We start from the raw sequence: 20,834 nt of genomic DNA on the forward strand, positions 1-20,834 counted from the left end.
TTTTCTAAGCTATACGTCCCCACTTGAATGAAAAAAGTAATGGTACATTAATAGTATGTGAATTTTATCTCTAATGAATAATTAGCATTTGTTTAACTAAAATTCTTTATTTTATTTTTATATTAACTGACCCGACGCCTCCATCTACTTTGATTTGATTTTGTGCACCCAGATTATATTTGCCGGAAATCTTATTGCCATTTAATTTAATTGAACCAAGTCCGGTATCAACATTGTAACCGTAATCCTCTGCTTCACCGGATAGATCTAGTGATACTTCTCCAACTCCACAATCCACATCCGTTTTACCTAAGAGCTGTCCACTCACATCAAGTTTCCCGACCCCGCAACTAAATTCTGATTCTTCAAAACGTACTTGACTCAAGGTGATAGATCCAACCCCTCCATCAAGCCTTGCTCTGGCTGCAGTGAGATCTTTTGTTCTAATGTTACCAGCTCCTGCTTCAATAAATAAATAATCTGATTTTAGACCTTCAATAATAGTATTACCTGCTCCTGTACTGATTATAGATTCTTTGGAGACAAAATCAGAGGGCACATATACAATAATATCAGAACGAGGATTTGTTAATCCATCGAAATTGAACCATAGGAAGTTGAAATCATTTCCCTTGTCTTTTATCGTTAATGTTCCATCTTCATTCACGTCTGCATCAAATTTCTTACTAACATGATTTGCTACTACTCTAAAGTCTTCACCAACACAAATCTTTAAATTACCAAGAGCATTTTCTACTTTTAAGCTACTTACTCCCTTGAAGGATTTATCATAATCCACAGAAAAGTTTTTTTCATTCTTAGCGTTTGCAAACTGAAATCTGTTTGAGGTTCCGCTAAAACCATTCGCGATAGTAAACGCGAGATTAGCCATCGCCGAGATAATTCCTACCGCCAGCAGTATTGCAAATGTCATTGCACAATATTTGATTGCTTTTTGGGTACTACTCATTTGATATCAATCCCCCCAAACATACATGTTGAGTTTAAATAGATAGTCGGAGCAGCTGGATCATTCGTATGATTTGCCTTGTTGCCCACGCCGCCAAATATTGGTATATTATTGACCTTCACTTTCACACCAACCGGAATGTATATATCAATTCCTCCAAAGATAGCCTGTGCGGAAATTTCTACATCATGATTGATTTTTGCTTCCCTTAGGTCGATTGACAGCCCTGCAAATACCGCTGATAAGCTGGCACCGACAAATTCCTCTTCAATACGAATTCTGCTTCCGGAAAAAACCGCACTATATTCACGTTTTTCTCCCCCATTAAATGTTTGCCCCTGATCTGTTGTATAACCTTCATTACTCGTTTGAAAATTCGTTCTTTTACGAAATGAATTCTGAAAAATGATACGAAATCCGATAAAGATTAACATAATCGGAACAACAAGATTCCATACTTCAAAAGGTAGGGCTACATTCTCTGATATCAGAATTAATATACCCACTACAAAACCGAAGGTAGAACCGAATCCCATCCCATTCTTAATCATACTGATAAAGCATGGAATAATAATAAACAATGTCCACCAACCCGCAAAAAACACATTAAAATTCCAACCAAAAAGTACATTTCCTGCAAAACCGACTCCGATCATAATAAATATTAATCCCCAAAGTCCATTTGATAATCTATTTCTCATATTTCCTCCTAATAAACAATATCTTCTTATATTTTCCATGTATATCATACTTCAAATAAAAACATCCTGCAACAAAAACCATGTTCTCTAATCGATTTATAATCTTTTATATCCAGAATTTTGAAAGCACATTATCTGACACGAAGTGTATTAAACACATTAAATACATTCAAAATTCCATACCCCCAATCTCTATTAGGGTAAAGCAGTTGCGGGTTTCTTTCCGCTCCTCGAATAATAAATTTCTTGATTTCCACGGCATCCACTCCAGGATAATTTCCTTTCACGATTGCCCATTCTAAAATCATTGCTATGATACCGGATGTATAGGCTGTAGCAACACTGGTACCGGTAAAATTGGTAAATCCCTTTTGAAGAGTGGGACCAAGAACATCTACGCCCGGCGCAGCGATATCCGGTTTGATCTCATTGTCACGTGTATATCCCTTTCCTGCCCTCCGATATAAGCTGTTATTTCTGGTGTTGTAGGCCGTACAGGTAATCGGAACCGGAGAATTACCGGGTGAAGTAATTGTTGTATAAGGATCTGCCTGAAGAAAGTAGGTATCAGGACCAATAAAATCGTCACTGGGTAGCCATACGTGAAAGGAACCCTGAAGATTGCCTCTAGTATATACTTTAAAATTCCATATTCCCGGAGACGGATTACGAAACCTCATCAAGATTAATTGATCTCCCGTTGAGGATTCCACCATTTGATAATCAATGGATATGGTAGTATCTTCAAAGATAAAGGAAATCTCACGATTAACTCGAATGCTCTCTGGAATGCGTGGGATATATTCATTTGAAGGCGATGTAATATCAATCGAGTAGCTATTTGGCGCATTCCCCCATAATTCCATTGAAAAACCTTTCTCCCCCTCACCGACATTTAACTGTACATTACTATATCCTATCGCTGATTCAATCTCATCATAAAAATGTCTGTTTGCCTCTCCTTCATTCCCTGCCGCAACAGATGCAACCACACCAGAATAATTTGATGCAACGGATATAAAATAACTGAGCGCCCCTCTTCCGTCATGTGACCCCTGTGAAGAACCCAGACCAATGCAGATAGAAATCGGATGTTGAAGTACTCTTGCCCTATCTATACAATACTGTACCCCCCACATAATATCATTCTCTTGAAAACATGCAACATTATCCGGAATGACAAAGATATTACGTATTACTTGTTTTGCCGGTTTTAATTTTACAATAATCAATTCTGTGTTCGGAGCAACACCACTAAAATCATTTGCAGTCACTTCTGAACCGGCGGATACACCTGCAAGCATTGTGCCATGTCCGTTTTCATCGGTACTTGGAATGACCTCTAAAGGATTCGCACTGGCAAGTGCACGGTTAATGTCCTCCCTGGTATATTCCGTTCCGAAATTATACGGTGTTGGATGATTCCCTGTATCAATATTCTGATCCCATAGATATGCGATTCGGGTAGAACCGTCAGCGTTTCGAAATACCGGATTCGTATAATCAATGCCGGTATCAATAATTCCGATCATTACCCCCTGACCTCTCAGATTAAAATTTGGCATACGGCGAAGTCTTGTTACACCAGACGCGTCAAAATTCCCCTGACTAGTCAGACCGTAACAGGCAGGATATAAAGAATACCCCTCAAGGCTAATATATCCAGTCCTGATAGCTTCCTTAGGAACATAAACAATCGCGAAGATATCGTTCATAATATGCACCGTTCCCCCGGGGAAGCGATCAAAAATCTTCATGTTCTGATTATATTCGACAATGAGATCCACATAATCATTACTAAAAATTTTGAATCTATCATTATCTGTCAACATATACGTCCCCCCCTATTCATTTACGGTGCTGTACTCACTCTAAGTGTATCAAAGATATTATACACATCTAATATTCCATAACCCCAGTCACGATTCGGATATCTTAAATCCGTTGATCTTCTGGCTCCTCGTATCATGAACACTTTCATATCAACTGTACTAAGAAATGGTTGATTTCCTTTCACGATCCCCCATTCGAGCATCATCGCTGCGACTCCGGTTGTATGCGCAGCTGCAGCGCTGGTTGATGTAACTTCGTTAAAGGAATTATTTAGTCCTGGACTTATAATATTTACACCGGGGGCAGTAATCTCCGGCTTAATCCTACCGGTAAGAGTAAATCCTCTGCTCGCATTAATATATAGGCCCTGGTCTCTTGTATTATAGGCAGTCACCGTTATCGGAGATCTTCCATTGGCCAGCGATAATAACGTAATATTCGGATCTGATTTTGTAAAAAATGTATTATTAGAGACAAACCCCTCCATAGGTAGCCACATGTTAAATGCACCTTCCAAATCGCCACTATAATACACTTTAAATCTCCATATACCTGCAGAAGGTCTGCGAAATCTCATAAGAATTAGTTGTTCTCCACTTTGTGATTCTGATATTTGAAAATCAATATTAATTACCGTGGGTTCAAATATAAAGGATAGGGAACGATGCTCATCCAGAACCGGGATTATTTTTGGTATATATTCACCGCTAGGAGTCTGAACATCTATCCCATAGATATCCGGCGACAAGCCCCAAAGCTCTATAAAAAAACCCGGATCATTCGCTCCCACCTGTAATTCAACCGTATCATATCCAATTGCTGGATCTACCTTCCCGGAATAATGTCGCCTTGCATTCCCTTCATTCCCTGCTGCTATAACAACTCCAACACCGATATTTTCCGCTTTCATTGATAGTCCACCACTCAAGGTTCCTTTCCCATCATGAGGCCCTTGAGAAGTACCTAGTCCCACGCAAATTGCGATTGGCCTGTTCAAGCGGTTGGCAACCGCTATCAGATAATTTACTGCAAAGAGGATATCATTCTCCTGATATGCTGGTACATCACTGGGTATTGAAAAAAAGTCTCTTAAGTATTGTTTTGCTTGCTTCAGTTTCACTACTACCAGTTCTGCATCAGGAGCCACCCCATAGAAATCACTATTCGGTACTTCATTCCCAGCTGCGATCCCGGCTAGCATAGTACCATGTCCTATATCATCCGTAGTAGGAACTACTGTACGAGGTTGATCGCTTTTCAGCGCTTCATTGATCTGTTCCCTAGTATATTCTGTTCCAAAGGAAGTATCGTCTGGATAATTATCACTGAATATGGTTTGATCCCATATGGATACGATTTTGGTTGATCTATCCGAGTATTGGAAGATTGGGTTCGTATAATCAATGCCTGTATCCATAAAACCAATCAATACGCCCTGTCCGCGAAGATTAAAATTCGGTACATTCCGTATTCGTAGAATACCGGAAGCCTCCAAGCTTTCATGACTACACAAACCGAATATGGAAGGCATGACAGCGTATCCCTTTTCTAAAATAGTATCATCACTGATCTCTGTGACAGGCACATGAACTACTGCATTGTAAAAATCTATGATATTGATAACATTATTCTTATAAGGAAGAAAAGCGCTTCTATCTCCGCTATATGTAATAAGTAAATCCGCGAAATCATTACTAATTATTTTTTCTCTGTCTTCCCTTGTCATCATTATCCTCCATTCCGTCATAGTCCAATTAGATTTCTTATCAACCGAAGCTGAGCTTTTCTCTTCACAGAATTCCTTTACTCTATTATATCGATACAGTTGAATTAATATAATCGTTTTCTTTGTAAACCTAGTACCCTAAAGTGAAAAAGTATGTGCAATCTTCACGGAGTAATTTTTTATTCTATAGGATACACTGTCTTTATCAAACTACAATAAATTTCCTATATAATAAAAAAAAGTGTCGCATACGCGACACCTCATTTATATTATGTTTATTTATAATTAAGCTAATTTGGATTTTGCGAGCTCAGCAAGTGCACTAAAACCTGCTGCATCGTTGATTGCCATATCAGAAAGGATCTTTCTGTTGATATCAACGTTAGCCAACTTTAAGCCATGCATTAATTTGCTGTAAGATAAACCATTTAATCTTGCTGCTGCATTGATACGAGCGATCCATAACTGTCTGAATTGTCTCTTTCTTTCTTTTCTACCAGCGAAAGAAGATGTTAAAGCTCTCATAACTGATTGCTTTGCTACTCTATATTGTTTAGATCTTGCTCCTCTATAACCTTTAGCTAATTTTAATACTTTATTATGTCTTTTCTTAGCGTTTAATCCGCCTTTAATTCTTGCCATGTTCTATTTCCTCCTTATCACCAATCTCTTAAAGATATGGTAAGATTTTCTTCATGTTCTTAACATTGGTTGCATCTGTAATAGTTGCTTTTCTAAGATTTCTCTTGGTCTTAGCGGATTTTTTAGTTAAGATATGTCTCTTGTAAGCTTTACTTCTCTTAAGCTTTCCGGTTCCTGTTACTTTGAAACGCTTCGCTGCTGCTCTGCTTGTTTTTAATTTTGGCATGATATTTCCTCCTTAATAATTAATACAGCAAAAAGGGATTTCTTATCGTTCCCTTTCAAAACGCTGTAATATTTAGTATTTTAACGTTTTTCTGTTAAGAACATAATCATATTTCGTCCTTCGAGCTTCGCTGGTTTTTCTACAACAGCAATATCCTCTAGTTTTGAAAAGAATTCATCTAAGATTACTTTTGAGGAAGAGGTATGTGCCATCTCTCTACCACGAAAACGCAGAGCAACCTTTACTTTATCACCATGAGTGATAAATTTACGTGCCTGATTTGCCTTTGTATTTAAATCATTATCATCAATATTGGGAGATAATCTGATTTCTTTTACATCGGTAATCTTCTGCTTCTTCCTTGCTTCCTTATCTTTTCTTGCAAGCTCATATCTGTATTTACCGTAATCAATAATCTTGCAAACCGGTGGCTTTGCTGTTGGAGCAATTTTCACAAGATCCAGATTTGCATCCTTCGCCATCTTCATTGCATCTTTAGAAGACAAGATTCCTAACTGCTCTCCGTTTTCACCAATCAGGCGAACTTCCTTATCCCTGATTTGTTCATTAATCATTAAATCGCTAATAGTACTGCACCTCCATAGGTTATAAATCAATTAGTTACAATAACAGAACTTCTATAGAATTCTCTATAAAATAAAAATAGGTGGATAAAGATCATCCACCTAAAAGCTCAATCACATTATTATCTCTATACAGAAATAATATTAGTTTTTAAAAGCATTAACCCGTTCACAGTAACTCTGATCGTACGCTATGGGTGAGAGATGGATCTCTTCTTTATCATGTTAATATTGCCACGCAATACTAACAGCTAGAGTATTGTAACATAGAATCATATTTGATGTCAATAGTTGAGCACTTATTTCTATATTATTTTTTACCCAGGGTTCGACATTCTTCTTAAAATGGAACCATCCGTTAATTAACCAAGGAATTTTTCTTAACATATGCATCAAGAACCTTAGCAATTGCTCCGGCTACAATCATACAGGTGATTGCTTCTACCGTACCGTTCACGCTTGCTATTGCAAAGAAAAATGCAAATATGTTTGTCGCATGTACACTGGTTGCAAATGCCTGGATATAATCGGTATTATAAAAGAATAATATTACTGCTGATAAAAAGAACACCGTGTTTAATATTGATCCTATTAAGCTAGTCGCAGCATATGACCATATCTTCGTCTTATCTATTTTCTTAAATCCGATAAATATTAATCCCGCAAACCATCCCATAAGAATTCTAGGAACCATACATGTAATAAAAGTAAAAATCGGATTAATTGACAATAGCTGTGCTCCAAATGGCTCTATACCAAAGCATCTAAGAAAGCTGGTTATGCCAAATACTGCTCCCAGAATAGCTCCGCTTGTAGGCCCTAACACAATTGCTCCAACGATGACAGGAACACCTACCAAAGTGATGGATAATCCCAAAGTATTAATATATCCTAGTGGGGTCAAGTTTAGCAATGCAATGATTGCTGTGAATAGTGCCAGCTGCACCAGCTTTCTGGTACGTAAGTTAGTTGTTGTATTCATTTTTCCTCCATTCTGCCGTTCATCACGGCTCCTTTTACAACTCGCTACTTTTATTTATAACAGCTGAATATTATTATTCTTCCTAAAACACTCTTAATCATTTATAATGTTACCTTTTTTACACATTACAATGCAGAATCAAACATTTTCACGCACAAAAAAATGCTAATCTCCCATTGTCGTAACAGACCAAAGAAAATCAGCATATCATTTATTTACGAAGAAAAATCCATTTTCATTTCTTCTTTAATACGTAATTACATAGTAAATAAACGAATAAGATCTTTTCAGTTCCTGCCACGAAAGTTTTTACTGGGTCAAGACTTACTATTAAGAGTTATTCTTATATTATCCGTACAAATCAAAAATCACTGACCTTAGTGTACGGTGGAAGTCGGATCTATGATAATCTCCATCTCCTCCTAAATATTTCTTCACGCCCCTTTATCAGAGTGCATATGAAACATCGATTCAGAAACAGTTACAAGTGATCATCATCTATCCCATGTAATATTCAATTGTCATTAGTATGATATATGATTTTTATTTCAGATGCAAGCTAAAATTTTAACGCTTATATCATCAATCCATAATCCGATATAATTTTAATGATCTAATCATTAGATATGTCACACCCGCCCCCAGAAACATCATTACAAAATAGGATGTTATCCTCTCCGGGAATACCAGAATCAAGTAAGAGCTTATATTCACAGTCATATGCAGTATGATCGGAGCTATGATTGTTTTAAATTTATGATACACCAACCCTAATAAAAATCCGAGCAAAGCGGCGTAAATTCCTTGAATGATATTAAAATGATAGATTCCAAACAATGTTGCTTGGATTAGGTTTGCCCCCAGAAAAGAGATATATCTATTCGTATGATGCAGGATAACCCCCCTAAAGATCAATTCCTCAGTAACCGGAGCAATTACAGCCAGTAATAAAAAAACTACCCACGCACTTCCATGGTGCAACGAATTGATCTGGTTTGCATAATCCTCAAATAATTTTACTAAGTACTTTTGAAGGATGCTCATAGTTCCGGATACCGCAAACTGACATCCGATTCCGAGGAGAATAAGGAAAAACCCTATTCTAACTGAGGTGGGACTTATTAGCCTCATTTTCTTATCCCCTCGTGTCTCCAAAGTATACAATATAAAGAATACAATACCACATAAGAGGATACCGGACGCTGATACCAGATACTGCATATTCTGAGATAACCCAAATTGCGATACATCATTAGCTTTGGAATTCGTGACACTCTGATATCCAGTCAATATCATTACGAATATACTCGATGCTACGATTTGGATTGCTTCCGCTAATATAAATATCAATAAAGCGTAAAAACACTTTCCCCTCTGATTCATCTATATATTCCTCCTGTTTATTTCTATTCTATCTCAATAATTATGAATATGTTTTCTTTTCAACCTGTTTTCTTCCTATAACTTATATTATCATAGCAAACGCAATTTTCCAATTCAAAAAGTCAAAACTCAAAAAAGCTGCCAAAGCAAATAAATTTACTTTGGCAGCACATTATTAATCTATTATATTATTAGCCTAATACAACTTCAACTTCGTGAACCTTCTTGTCACCGGCTACAGGAATGATATTCCCTTCCACTTCCTTACCGTCTACAATCATCTTCACTACGCCCTTAGATACATGGTTCGGGTTCTTAACTGTTACATTGTATTTATCGCCTCTGAACTCACGAGTGAGTTTATAGCCATCCCAAGCCTGTGGAATGGAAGGATCAATCTGTAAACCATCGTATTCCGGTTTTACACCAAGAATAGACTGAGAGATTGCAACAAAATTCCAGGAAGCAGTACCTGTTAACCAGGAGTTCTTCGCTTCACCGTGACGTTTTGCATCCTTACCTGCTACCATCTGTGAGTATACATATGGCTCAAGTCTATGAATCTCAGAGTACTCTTCTGTATAAGCAGGAGCGATTTTTGAATAGTAATCAAATGCCTTATCACCTCTACCCATCTGAGCTTCTGCGATCATAATCCATGCATTGTTATGACAGAAGATACCTGCATTCTCTTTGTAACCTGCAGGATAGGTGGAGATTTCACCATATTCTACGTAATACTTTGTAAATGCTGGATTTTGAAGCACAAGACCATATTTGGTTCCGAGACGTTCCTCGATTGCATCAAGTGTCTGAATCGCCTTACCGTCTTCCACACCACAGTTACCCATGATACAGAAGCCTTGGGATTCAATGAAGATCTTACCTTCTTCATTTTCATCAGAACCGATCTTATTACCATTGTCATCATATGCACGAAGGAACCAAGAACCATCCCAACCGTGCTCCATGATGGCATCACGCATCTTACCTACTTCTGAAGTAACTCTATCTGCTTCTGTCTTATTACCAGACTTGTCCATCAACTTCACATATTCTTCGCCGATATAACAGAACATTCCTGCAATCATAACGGACTCAGCCACTCTGCCATCCTTGCTGGTAGAAGTCTGGAAGGACTCACCCGGTTCAGTAGAGAAGCAGTTTAAGTTAAGACAATCATTCCAGTCAGCACGTCCGATAAGAGGTAATCCGTGAGGACCTACATTATTGATTACATGATCGATGGAACGTTTTAAATGATCTGCAAGCGGTGTAGCCTTTGAATCATCATTATCATATGGAGTCATTACATCTAAGATGGAGAAATCACCTGTTTCTTTGATATATCCAACTACGGCAAGTACTAACCATAATGGATCATCATTGAAGTCGCCACCGATTTCGTCGTTACCCTTCTTAGTAAGTGGTTGGTACTGATGATATGCACCACCATCCTCTAACTGAGTGGAAGCAAGGTCGATAATTCTCTCTCTTGCACGATCCGGAATCTGATGTACGAAACCAAGTAAATCCTGGTTGGAATCTCTAAAGCCCATACCTCTACCGATACCGGACTCGAAGTAGGAAGCACTTCTTGAGAGATTGAATGTAACCATACACTGATACTGGTTCCAGATATTAACCTGACGATTCAACTTATCATCTGCAGTATCAACAGTATATTTGGATAATAATAAATCCCAAGATGCAGCAAGCTCATCAAATGCCTTATCTACCGCTTCAACAGTGGCGAATTTCTCGATGATTTCTTCTGCTTTTGTCTTATTGATAACGTTCTTGCTTTCCCATTTGTCTTCAACAGGATTCTCAACATAACCCAATAAGAATACATATTCTTTTGATTCGCCCGGCTCTAAATCCACTGCGATAGAATGAGAAGCAATCGGATGCCAACCATCTGCAACCGAATTGGTAGACTCACCAGCCAAAACTGCCTGTGGATTCTCAAAGCCGTTATAGGTTCCCATAAAGCTCTCTCTATCGGAATCAAATCCTGCAATCGGTGTATTTACTGAGAAGAATGCATAATGATTTCTTCTCTCTTTATATTCTGTTTTGTGATAGATAACAGAGCCCTTAACCTCTACTTCACCGGTGTTGTAATTTCTCTGGAAGTTAGTCATATCATCCTGAGCATTCCATAAACACCACTCGATAAAGGAGAATAATTTCACCTGTTTCTTCTTATCAGTTGTATTCTTAACAACCACCTTATGAATTTCAACATTTTCATTAAGTGGAACAAAATAAGTTACTTCGGTTTCAACTCCCCTTCTGGAACCGGTAATCTTAGTATATCCCATACCATGTCTACATTCATACTTGTCCAAATCTGCTTTAACCGGTGCCCAGCCCGGAGACCAAACATCACCTTCATCGTTGATATAGTAATATTTACCGCCACCTAAATCAAGCGGAACATTATTATAACGATATCTAGTAATTCTTCTCAGCTTCGCATCCTTGTAAAAAGTGTAGCCTCCCGCTGTGTTGGAGATTAGTGAAAAATACTCCTGGGAGCCTAGGTAATTGATCCACGGATATGGTGTAGTAGGTGTCGTAATAACATATTCCTTCCGCGCATCATCAAAAAAACCGTATTTCATTTAAAGTCCTCCTTATAACTATTTGTACTCTCAGTGACCATTATATTATACCTTAGGATCCATTTCAACAAAAAAGACAGAATAAAGAACACAAAAAAAAGGCTTCAAATTCGTGTATTATTGTTGCATTTCTTGACATATTCTGAGCTTTTAAATATACTATGAATAATATATCCAACAAATCGGATATTAATTTTATTAAATATGTATTAATGGGGAGGAAATTATGGAAGAAAATAACAATCACCAAAATTCTCAAGCTCCTGACAGCGAACTGTCCCCTGGTATTCAATTAGAACCGATTGACTTGACCCAAGGCATCGCTTACACGGGAAGTAGTAGAAAAAAACATTTCTTATTATTTTCATTGATACTGGTTTTTATATTGCTCACAACCGGATCACTCACCGCCTATGCATTCAAAAATAATATATCAAATTCCTTCGCAAAGATGACAAAAAGCCCCGCAGAATATTATTCATACGTCGAGAAGCGTGCAATGTCTAAAGCCGTTCACTACTATGCTCCTGCCGTTGCCTCCTCCTCACGGGATAATGCCTATCAGTTAAAAACCGATGTGACTATTGATCGATCTTCCGTAGATTCCATGATGAAAAGCTCCGCTAATCTGAGTCTTGATGAGATGGAAAGTCAATTAGGTATTAAACTAGAAAGCGTTGGCTTAAATCTTTTGTATGGAAAAAAAGATAATATCTTGAATCAAACACTCGGACTTACCTTAAACAAAACCGATATTCTATCAATGGAAATATTTCAGGATACGAATACAAAGAAATATCTTGCACGAATCCCCGAATTAAGTACTGCTTATATTAATTTTTATAATGATGGTGAGAATCCGGAATTATCAAAGAAGGTTAAGATGCCTTCCAGTGCAGACACAATAGATTTTCTTGAGCGATATAATGACATTATCGTAGATCAAGTATCAAAGGTTGAAAGAAAAGACAATTCAGTCTATACACTGGATACATTGTCCAAGCAATGCACTAAGTTAACAGTAACCATTACAAATGATGATGTCAAAAAGATTATTGAAGCCGTTTTAGATCAGGCTAAGAATGACGATTACATAATTAAGTTACTTCCGTTATATAATTTGTCAAAGAGTGATTATCAATCCTCCATCGATGATGCGAAAACTAATCTTAAAAAAAGTACAGACGCTCTGATTGATACAGATATAAAGATGATTGTATACGTGGACGGAACCGGTAATATCGTTGGTCGTAACATCTCCACGCAGGCTTCTAAAGCTTCTATTGGATATGGTCTTCTAACCAAAAAATATTATCAGGAATATAATTTCTATGTTAATAATGAAGAAGGCTATACAGTGTTTAACGTAACCGGTAATCACAAAAAGAGCAAAGGTGTAGTAAACGGTGATGCTACAGTAACTGTAGGAAATACCGCCAAATCTGATTTAAAAGATATCAATATTGATTTTAAATATAAGAACATCAAAACGGTAATCAAAAATAAACGTTCCCTCCAATCCGGTACATTTTATTTATCCTCAGCTGATTTAATGGGTCTTCAGATCACAAGTGATTTTTCCATTAAGGAGGATACCCAGGTTAATAAAACCACCGTGGAGCTTGGAACCACAAAATTAGCCACAATAAACAGCACTGTTATGCCGGTAAAAGACTTCAAACCAACTATGCCGGATGAAGATGCGAAGATTTATGATATAAAGGATATGCAAGCTTATTCTTCTACCATTAATATCGTAGCATACCTTCAATCATTATCCGAGAAGCTCGGACTGAATCTTAATTCCGTACTTGGGAATCTTTTTCTTGGATCTCAAGTGCAGCCATGATCTCACAGGATTAGTGGTTAATTAATTAAGGTGCGCCCTATTAAGTTTAAGATGTTTATCACAATATAGCTTACGAAGTTAGGCGAGGGAATTATCATCCTTCTGAGACACGTTTTCACTCGTTATCACACGTAGCGGTTCATAAGGTCGTAACAGATGTTCCATCTGCCACAACCTAAGAACCGACGGCGATAAACGGTCCCTTAAGGATTGATAACTCCCTCGCCTTTTTTAGGTAACTAGGTGATAAACCTTCTAATTTATGAGGGCGCTTATAAATTTACATAATCAAATCATGTTGATGTGGAAATCATGTTCGACGAAAACTTCTTGAAGATCAAATCATATTGTGTGGTGATCATGTTCGACGAAAAGTATCTCATAATTTTTTGAACTTATCAGAAACAGGTGATACGGCTGGGGTTAATCTATTTGACTAAATTTATAACTTTCCTGATAATACTTGCTTCCAAGCTCCAATATGGAAGTCTAGTATTAGCTGAAAGTTATAACTGCTAGTCAAATAGATTACACCAGTCGTTTCACCGTCCCTAGTAAGAACTATTGCATCCCATCATTCCGAAGCCGGACATATTATTTTAATAGATATTTTATATTTGCTTTCTATGCGAATTAACAATATTATGATACACTATTAGCAATACTAATACCGTTGAATTTTATCATAAATTCACGAAGAAATAGAGAGGTTTTACTATGTCAAAACAAACAAGATTGGATGATGATGCATTAATTTATCAACCACGTAAAGAACAAACAGAAAAAGAAAAATTAAAGGATATGACTTTCCGAAAGAAAATCGAATATTTAACGGAGTACTACAAATTTCATGCGCTGGTTACTGTTATAGTGATTATATTAATAGCATATACTGCGAATACCATCCTCAACCCGCCCAGCTCAACACGCTTCTATGCTGCAATGATTAGTAGCCCGGTAGATCAGAAGCTTCTCGCAAAATATAATACCGATTTCGAAAAATATTTGAAACTGAATCCCAAAAAGGAAAAAATCGAATTAAATAACAGCTATAATTTCACCATGAAGGACTCCTATGCCATGGATTTAGAGCAAGCATTGGTTACCCGTGTCAGTGCGAAACAGATTGATGTCATCATAGCACCAGAATCATATTTTAAGAAATATGCCAGTGCAGGCAGCTTCTTAAAACTTTCCGATCAGCTACCCACCGATATATATAGTTCGTTAACCGATCAATTTTATATCACTCATACAGAAGAAGATAAAAGTCAAACCGCTTACGGTATCTATATGAATAATACCGAATTATACAAGAATATTTCTAAGAACTCAGATCCTTTTGTACTTGGAATTGTTGCGAATTCTAAACATGTAGATAATTCAATTGAATTTGTCCGTTACCTGTTTAAAAAGAAGTAAACCAAAACTAGTATATAAATATAAGGGCTTTTACAAAATATATTTCCAAGCGAGAGAATAACCCGTGGAATCATTATTTTGTAAAAGCCCTTTTCTATGCTCTTAACAACTGATTTTTCAGTTTTCCTATGAATTCATTAGTTCGGTTAATATAAACAAAAAATTTATTTTGCTGTGATATATCCCTGTGCCTTCAAAAGTTCAGCTATTAATACTGCCCCACCTGCTGCACCTCGAACTGTATTATGAGATAAGCCAACGAATTTATAATCGAACGCAACATCTTCACGAAGTCTGCCAAAACATACTCCCATTCCGTTCTCATAATCTCTATCAAGCTTAGCCTGAGGGCGATTGTCCTCTTCAAAGTATTTGATAAACTGTTTCGGAGCACTTGGCAATTCAAGTTCTTGAGGAAGTCCTTTAAACTCAGCCCAAGCCTTTAAAATTTCTTCCTTGGTAGGCTTTTTCTCAAAGTTTACAAATACTGCTGCTGTGTGTCCATCTGTTACCGGAACACGGATACACTGTGTTGTAATAACCGGTGACTCTGCTTTCACAATCTTTCCGTCTACTACTTTACCCCAGATACGTAATGGTTCCTGTTCACTCTTCTCTTCTTCACCACCGATGTAAGGGATTACATTATCTAACATCTCCGGCCAATCAGTGAAGTTTTTACCCGCACCAGAGATTGCCTGATAAGTGGTAGCTACTACAAGCTTTGGTCCAAATTGTTTCAAAGCATTCAAAGCAGGTGTATAGCTCTGGATAGAACAGTTCGGTTTTACAACAATAAAACCTTTCTTTGTACCCAGACGAGCCTTCTGTGCTTCAATCACTTCCAGATGCTCCGGATTAATCTCCGGTACAACCATCGGTACATCCGGTGTCCACCTGTGCGCACTGTTATTGGATACAACAGGTGTTTCAGCCTGTGCATATGCTTCCTCTATTGCCTTAATCTCATCTTTTGTCATATCTACAGCACTAAAAACGAAATCAACACCAGCGCTAACTTCGTCAACTTCATTCACATTTTTAACGATAAGTTTTTTAACACTATCCGGCATCGGCGTAGCCATCTTCCAACGGTTCCCTACTGCTTCTTCATATGTTTTTCCTGCGCTTCTAGGACTCGCTGCAACTGTAACGACTTCAAACCATGGATGATTTTCCAGTAATGATATAAAACGCTGGCCAACCATTCCTGTACCACCAAGGATACCTACTCTTAATTTACTCATTCCTAAACCTCCACTTGTTTCTGTATGGCATACATATGTCTTTCCTGTAAGTATACTATAACGCAATTTCCAAAAAAATCAACATTTTTTTATATTTCTCCAAATATTTGTTACTATTATATATTATTGATACATTTCCGGTTATGGCTTTGGTTATTTTTCAAGATGTTTTTGATAGTTTTCCAGTAATCGGAATAGATCATCCAGACTTTCTATCTCATTTACGCTCCCTCTAAACTTAGCTGAGCCGGGATATCCGGTCATATACCACGCAACATGCTTCCTCATCTCACGAAAACCGATAAATTCTCCCTTAAATTCAACCAATAGCTGTGCATGGCGGACAATCATATCCCTAACATCAGAGAAATGTGGCTTTGGTAACAGGATTCCTGTCTCCAAATAAGCTTTAATCTGCTCGAATATCCATGGATTGCCTCTGGTTCCTCTCGCAATCATTAATCCGTCACAACAGGTTTGCTCTAGCATCCTTTTTGCATCCTCCGCACTGAAGATATCCCCGCTTCCAATAACCGGTATACTAACCGCTTCCTTCACTTTACGAATTATCTCCCAGTCAGCGGTACCACTGTAATACTGCTCTCTCGTTCTACCGTGTACTGCAATTGCTGCTGCTCCGTTTTCTTCTGCGATCTTTGCTACTTCAACAGCATTTTCTTCGTGAAAGCCCTTTCTTATCTTGACTGTAATCGGTTTGCTGTAGCCTTTCGATACTTTCCTTATAATTTCACCGATCAATTTCGGTTCCTTCATTAAGGCCGATCCCTCACCGTTATTTACCACCTTCGGCACAGGGCACCCCATGTTGATGTCCAGTATATCAAAATTACGATACTCGATCAGTCTGGCAGTATTACTTAGAATATCTGGATCTGAACCAAATAATTGTATTGCCGCAGGCCTTTCCTCCGGTAGTACCTCAAGTAGATTCTCCGTGTTCTTATTATTGTATTGAATCCCCTTTGCGCTTACCATCTCTGTATAAACCAGATCTGCCCCTTTTTCCTTGCATAACAAACGAAATGGCAGGTCGGTAACTCCTGCCATGGGTCCTAAAACTAATTTTCCATTAATCTTTACATTACCAATTTGAAAACTCATGATTTCCTCAATTCTTAATATTGAATTTATCGTATTGCAAGAGCTGTTGCCATTTAACTTAGCAACAGCTCCATGTTATGTGATATATCCCTCTAGCTTATGTTTACTTTATATGAGAATTTTTATCCGTAATAATCTTTAAACCTTTTAAAGTCAGATTTACATCGTATACTTCGATTACATCCGTAGCCTCAGAGATTATTTTTCCCAAACCTCCGGTAGCCACTACTTTAAGATTATCGATACCAGCTTCTTTTTGCATTCTTCTAACAATATACTCTGTTTGACCGATACATCCAAATACAAGACCTGCCTGCATACTGGTAACTGTATCCTTCGCAAGTATGGTATCCGGTTTTGCAATCTCAATCTCGGGAAGCTTCGCTGTATCATTCCAGAGAGCATTTGCTGATATTCTCATTCCAGGACAAGTAACTCCTGCGATGAAGGAACCATCCTCCGTGATTAAGTCATAGGTATTAGCAGTTCCGAAATCAATTACAAGTACAGGTCCGCCATAGATCTCATATGCTGCAACCGCATCTACCACTCTATCCGCTCCTACTTCCTTAGGGTTACTGGTAGCAATCTTAAGACCGGTCTTCGTTCCGCTTCCCACAATTAATGGAGTGATCCCTAAATATTTTATGATACCGGAGTTTAATGAATACATAATCTTCGGTACGACTGAGGCAATTGTTACCTCTTTAATACTTTTTGTATCAATATTTCTTGCAACCAATAGATTGCAGATTAATAAGCCAAACTCATCTGAAGTTCTGGCCGTATTTGTTGTTAAACGAAAGGTTGCTTTAAGATTTACATCTTCAAATACTCCTAACGTTATATTTGTATTTCCCACATCAACAACTAATAACATGGTCTCACCGTGCCCTTCAACGTATTATATGAGCTGGGAAGCATCTTCACCTAGGAAAAAAACTTTGAAATAAAGCTCAAGTGCCTCTAGCAGTTCCGATTTTTCTCTCTGCAATTGCTTTATCTTTAATGCACTTCCTATCTCATCATATAAATAATCGCCTTCATCGGAAGCCACCTGGAATATCAGCGTACCATCCTCATCATATTCCAAAGTTAGCACACCACCAATATCCTCGGTGAATAATACGCACATAATTTTCAATTCCTGCTTGATTTGTTCAGGCAATGTCTTAAAATCGTCATTCATCCAGAATTTTTTATTATAAGCGCTGCTTGCACACAAAACCACTTTCTCCTGATACATGCTTCAAGCTCCTTTATCATTAAAATCTGTCTATATATTACCCAAAGTAGCCACCATGACAGCTTTAATCGTATGCATACGATTCTCTGCCTCATCAAATACAACATCAGCAAAGCGTTCGAACACTTCCTCGGTAACTTCTTTACCTTTTACTGCCGGAAGACAGTGTAAGAAGATTGTGCTATCCTTCTTGGTAAGGGATATTAATTCATCGTTAACCTGATAAGGCTTTAATAAAGCGATACGTTCTTTCGCTAAGTCTTCCTCACCCATGGAGCACCAAACGTCTGTATATACTGCATCAGCGCCTTCCATTGCATTCACTGAATCAGATATCTCAATCTTGCTGGAATATACCTTTGCATATTCTTCGCATTGCTTTATTAATTCCTCCTCCGGCCATAATTCCTTAGGCGCTAGGATGGTAAAATCAATACCCATTTTAGCGGAACCGATCATTAAACTGTTTGCCATGTTGTTACGTCCATCTCCGACGTAGACCAATTTGAGCCCCTTAAGCTTACCAAACTGCTCTTTTAATGTCAAGAAGTCGGCAAGAATTTGTGTCGGATGGTCTGCATCTGTTAAACCATTCCATACTGGTACTCCGCTATATTTTGCAAGTTTTTCCACTGTTTCCTGTGCAAAGCCACGGAACTCAATGCCATCAAACATTCTTCCGAGCACTCGTGCCGTATCCTCAACACTTTCCTTATGTCCTAACTGAATATCATTCTTCCCCAGATATTCCGGATGAGCACCTTCATCAACGCAGCCGATTGTAAATGCACAACGTGTTCTTGTGGATGGCTTCTCAAATATTAATGCTATATTCTTCCCTTTTAAACTGTTTCCTGTAATTCCTTGTTTCTTCTTTGCTTTTAAATCTGCAGCAAGGTTAATTAAATATTCTATTTCCTCGGGTGAAAAATCCTTTAATGTTAATAAGCTTCTTCCTTTTAAATTCATATTATCCTCCAATCCTCCGCCAGGCGGAACATGCATAAATAATGTTTATTTATGCTAAAATAATGTTTATTTATACATTATTCCAATTGAAAGAAAATGTCAAGTTAAATTATTATTGATTAATGACATACATAATTCAAAATTTGTATCTATGTTATCATCCGAAGAATATTTTTCTGAATAACCTTTTCGTAATAACCTGCAAAAATCCATTTCCTGATATATTTTATATCTGGGTATTCTTAATCTTTTCGCACCGTATTCCAATATCGCATAATATAAATTCTCATATCTCCAGTTCTTGCCTAGTTTAAATGCAATAGCAAGCTGAGGCAAAGTTTCTTCCAACCTCTTTCGAACCATTGAAAAGTCACTATAACTCTCTATCTTATTTAAAGTATTCAACCCTCTTAACACGTCATCCGGTAAACCTAGAAACGTATCCAAATAATCCTTTTCCTCCTTAGAAGAATCGATATAATAATCATTCCCCGTCAAAGGCCTGAGTATTCGAACCGCATCATAGTAACCCAACGTTATATTACGAATTGCTTTCTTGCGATTAAATTCTAATACATTGCATAGAGGTACCTTTGGAGCAATATAGATGATATTTACATCCTCCGGTATCTTAACCTTCTTTTCCACCCCTATTCCAAAGATACGGATTACTATAATATTCTTATACCCACGATTAATCAGCATATCAATCGGTACATTATTGGCAAGTCCCCCGTCCAGACACAATTTTCCGTTTAGCTTTTCATTTTTGAACAGAGGAAAGCTTGCACTTGCCATCAGATAATTTTTTAAACAACCATCCTCTGCCTCTTTTGCAACGATCTCTATCTCCTTCATATTAGATACATTAAAGGTTCCGAGATAAAATTCAATGTCAGATTCCTTTATCTTCTTCTCATCAATATTCTCCTCCATCAATTGACGCAGCGGAGTCACATCAATCCCTCCGCCAACCAGAAATCTTCTACTCTGTTTTCCAACCGACTGTAAGTTGATATCTCTAAACCTGCGTTTCATCAGTTTGTCCATCTCATCATCATCAACACTCATGATACTGGAGTAACTGATATTTTTCCAAATCTCAACCGCACGGTCATAATCGCCCATGCACATTAACGCTCCGTTCAACGCTCCGACTGACACACCGGCAACCCCTTTAATTTTAACTCCATATTCCATAAGTGCTTTCCATACACCAATTTGATAAGCTCCCTTTGCTCCTCCACCTTCTAGCACAACTCCATATTCTTTGTTAAAATCAAAGCCAAACTGTTCCATACA

18 protein-coding genes are annotated in these 20,834 nt (G+C 37.7%); 2 read left to right on the forward strand and 16 right to left on the reverse strand.

The window, feature by feature from the left end; genetic code table 11:
• Nucleotides 1-106: 106 nt before the first annotated feature.
• The 10 genes from AC6IWN_RS14745 to AC6IWN_RS14790 form a co-directional block, all read right to left on the reverse strand.
• Nucleotides 107-970, reverse strand: coding sequence for a DUF4097 family beta strand repeat-containing protein (locus tag AC6IWN_RS14745; protein WP_497988258.1), 864 nt, complete (start codon nt 968-970; stop codon nt 107-109).
• Complete coding sequence (locus AC6IWN_RS14750; RefSeq protein ID WP_497988260.1) at nt 967-1,671, reverse strand: LiaF transmembrane domain-containing protein; 705 nt, start codon at nt 1,669-1,671, stop codon at nt 967-969. The genes AC6IWN_RS14745 and AC6IWN_RS14750 overlap by 4 nt, the downstream gene beginning before the upstream one ends.
• Nucleotides 1,672-1,802: 131 nt before the next feature.
• On the reverse strand, nt 1,803-3,503 hold the full coding sequence (locus AC6IWN_RS14755) for a S8 family peptidase (protein ID WP_497988262.1): 1,701 nt from the start codon (nt 3,501-3,503) through the stop codon (nt 1,803-1,805).
• A 20-nt stretch (nt 3,504-3,523) separates the two neighbouring features.
• The gene (locus AC6IWN_RS14760) at nt 3,524-5,230 is read right to left on the reverse strand and encodes a S8 family peptidase (protein WP_497988264.1); all 1,707 of its coding nucleotides are present in this window, start codon (nt 5,228-5,230) and stop codon (nt 3,524-3,526) included.
• Nucleotides 5,231-5,515: 285 nt separating this feature from the next.
• Entirely contained in the window at nt 5,516-5,872 is a 357-nt protein-coding gene (gene rplT / locus AC6IWN_RS14765; RefSeq protein WP_497988266.1) for a 50S ribosomal protein L20, read from the reverse strand.
• Between the two features lie 28 nt (nt 5,873-5,900).
• The gene (gene rpmI / locus AC6IWN_RS14770; RefSeq protein ID WP_497988268.1) at nt 5,901-6,098 is read right to left on the reverse strand and encodes a 50S ribosomal protein L35; all 198 of its coding nucleotides are present in this window, start codon (nt 6,096-6,098) and stop codon (nt 5,901-5,903) included.
• 80 nt (nt 6,099-6,178) lie between these two features.
• On the reverse strand, nt 6,179-6,673 hold the full coding sequence (gene infC / locus AC6IWN_RS14775; protein WP_497988270.1) for a translation initiation factor IF-3: 495 nt from the start codon (nt 6,671-6,673) through the stop codon (nt 6,179-6,181).
• Nucleotides 6,674-7,040: 367 nt separating this feature from the next.
• Entirely contained in the window at nt 7,041-7,664 is a 624-nt protein-coding gene (locus AC6IWN_RS14780) for an ECF transporter S component (protein WP_497988272.1), read from the reverse strand.
• A 582-nt stretch (nt 7,665-8,246) separates the two neighbouring features.
• Nucleotides 8,247-9,047, reverse strand: a complete 801-nt coding sequence (locus AC6IWN_RS14785) for a CPBP family intramembrane glutamic endopeptidase (protein ID WP_497988274.1) — start codon at nt 9,045-9,047, stop codon at nt 8,247-8,249.
• Between the two features lie 191 nt (nt 9,048-9,238).
• Nucleotides 9,239-11,677, reverse strand: coding sequence for a glycoside hydrolase family 94 protein (locus tag AC6IWN_RS14790; RefSeq protein ID WP_497988276.1), 2,439 nt, complete (start codon nt 11,675-11,677; stop codon nt 9,239-9,241).
• 226 nt (nt 11,678-11,903) lie between these two features.
• Between AC6IWN_RS14790 and AC6IWN_RS14795 the strand changes: the two genes are divergently transcribed.
• Complete coding sequence (locus tag AC6IWN_RS14795; RefSeq protein ID WP_497988278.1) at nt 11,904-13,526, forward strand: hypothetical protein; 1,623 nt, start codon at nt 11,904-11,906, stop codon at nt 13,524-13,526.
• A gap of 717 nt (nt 13,527-14,243) precedes the next feature.
• Nucleotides 14,244-14,948 carry a hypothetical protein gene (locus AC6IWN_RS14800; RefSeq protein WP_497988280.1) on the forward strand — a complete coding sequence of 235 codons (705 nt, stop codon included), beginning with the start codon at nt 14,244-14,246 and terminating at the stop codon, nt 14,946-14,948.
• Between the two features lie 164 nt (nt 14,949-15,112).
• Here AC6IWN_RS14800 and asd read toward each other — a convergent pair whose 3' ends face one another.
• The 6 genes from asd to AC6IWN_RS14830 form a co-directional block, all read right to left on the reverse strand.
• Nucleotides 15,113-16,195, reverse strand: coding sequence for an aspartate-semialdehyde dehydrogenase (gene asd, locus AC6IWN_RS14805; protein WP_497988282.1), 1,083 nt, complete (start codon nt 16,193-16,195; stop codon nt 15,113-15,115).
• Between the two features lie 153 nt (nt 16,196-16,348).
• Nucleotides 16,349-17,317 carry a tRNA dihydrouridine synthase DusB gene (dusB, locus tag AC6IWN_RS14810; RefSeq protein WP_497988284.1) on the reverse strand — a complete coding sequence of 323 codons (969 nt, stop codon included), beginning with the start codon at nt 17,315-17,317 and terminating at the stop codon, nt 16,349-16,351.
• 103 nt (nt 17,318-17,420) lie between these two features.
• Nucleotides 17,421-18,197 (reverse strand): type III pantothenate kinase, encoded by a 777-nt coding sequence (locus tag AC6IWN_RS14815; protein WP_497988286.1) that lies wholly within the window; start codon nt 18,195-18,197, stop codon nt 17,421-17,423.
• 24 nt (nt 18,198-18,221) lie between these two features.
• A complete protein-coding gene (locus AC6IWN_RS14820; protein ID WP_497988288.1) occupies nt 18,222-18,563 on the reverse strand; it encodes a DUF6145 family protein in 342 nt (113 codons plus the stop codon).
• 30 nt (nt 18,564-18,593) lie between these two features.
• Nucleotides 18,594-19,532, reverse strand: a complete 939-nt coding sequence (argF, locus tag AC6IWN_RS14825) for an ornithine carbamoyltransferase (RefSeq protein ID WP_497988290.1) — start codon at nt 19,530-19,532, stop codon at nt 18,594-18,596.
• 99 nt (nt 19,533-19,631) lie between these two features.
• Nucleotides 19,632-20,831, reverse strand: coding sequence for a patatin-like phospholipase family protein (locus AC6IWN_RS14830; protein WP_497988292.1), 1,200 nt, complete (start codon nt 20,829-20,831; stop codon nt 19,632-19,634).
• Nucleotides 20,832-20,834: the final 3 nt, after the last annotated feature.

This window comes from Variimorphobacter sp. HTMS_6 (assembly GCF_059717775.1).

Coding starts and splice junctions, on each gene's coding strand:
- AC6IWN_RS14745 (WP_497988258.1), bottom strand. CDS start 970: ATGAGTAGTACCCAAAAAGCAATCAAATATTGTGCAATGACATTTGCA.
- AC6IWN_RS14750 (WP_497988260.1), bottom strand. CDS start 1,671: ATGAGAAATAGATTATCAAATGGACTTTGGGGATTAATATTTATTATG.
- AC6IWN_RS14755 (WP_497988262.1), bottom strand. CDS start 3,503: ATGTTGACAGATAATGATAGATTCAAAATTTTTAGTAATGATTATGTG.
- AC6IWN_RS14760 (WP_497988264.1), bottom strand. CDS start 5,230: ATGACAAGGGAAGACAGAGAAAAAATAATTAGTAATGATTTCGCGGAT.
- rplT (WP_497988266.1), bottom strand. CDS start 5,872: ATGGCAAGAATTAAAGGCGGATTAAACGCTAAGAAAAGACATAATAAA.
- rpmI (WP_497988268.1), bottom strand. CDS start 6,098: ATGCCAAAATTAAAAACAAGCAGAGCAGCAGCGAAGCGTTTCAAAGTA.
- infC (WP_497988270.1), bottom strand. CDS start 6,673: ATGATTAATGAACAAATCAGGGATAAGGAAGTTCGCCTGATTGGTGAA.
- AC6IWN_RS14780 (WP_497988272.1), bottom strand. CDS start 7,664: ATGAATACAACAACTAACTTACGTACCAGAAAGCTGGTGCAGCTGGCA.
- AC6IWN_RS14785 (WP_497988274.1), bottom strand. CDS start 9,047: ATGAATCAGAGGGGAAAGTGTTTTTACGCTTTATTGATATTTATATTA.
- AC6IWN_RS14790 (WP_497988276.1), bottom strand. CDS start 11,677: ATGAAATACGGTTTTTTTGATGATGCGCGGAAGGAATATGTTATTACG.
- AC6IWN_RS14795 (WP_497988278.1), top strand. CDS start 11,904: ATGGAAGAAAATAACAATCACCAAAATTCTCAAGCTCCTGACAGCGAA.
- AC6IWN_RS14800 (WP_497988280.1), top strand. CDS start 14,244: ATGTCAAAACAAACAAGATTGGATGATGATGCATTAATTTATCAACCA.
- asd (WP_497988282.1), bottom strand. CDS start 16,195: ATGAGTAAATTAAGAGTAGGTATCCTTGGTGGTACAGGAATGGTTGGC.
- dusB (WP_497988284.1), bottom strand. CDS start 17,317: ATGAGTTTTCAAATTGGTAATGTAAAGATTAATGGAAAATTAGTTTTA.
- AC6IWN_RS14815 (WP_497988286.1), bottom strand. CDS start 18,197: ATGTTATTAGTTGTTGATGTGGGAAATACAAATATAACGTTAGGAGTA.
- AC6IWN_RS14820 (WP_497988288.1), bottom strand. CDS start 18,563: ATGTATCAGGAGAAAGTGGTTTTGTGTGCAAGCAGCGCTTATAATAAA.
- argF (WP_497988290.1), bottom strand. CDS start 19,532: ATGAATTTAAAAGGAAGAAGCTTATTAACATTAAAGGATTTTTCACCC.
- AC6IWN_RS14830 (WP_497988292.1), bottom strand. CDS start 20,831: ATGGAACAGTTTGGCTTTGATTTTAACAAAGAATATGGAGTTGTGCTA.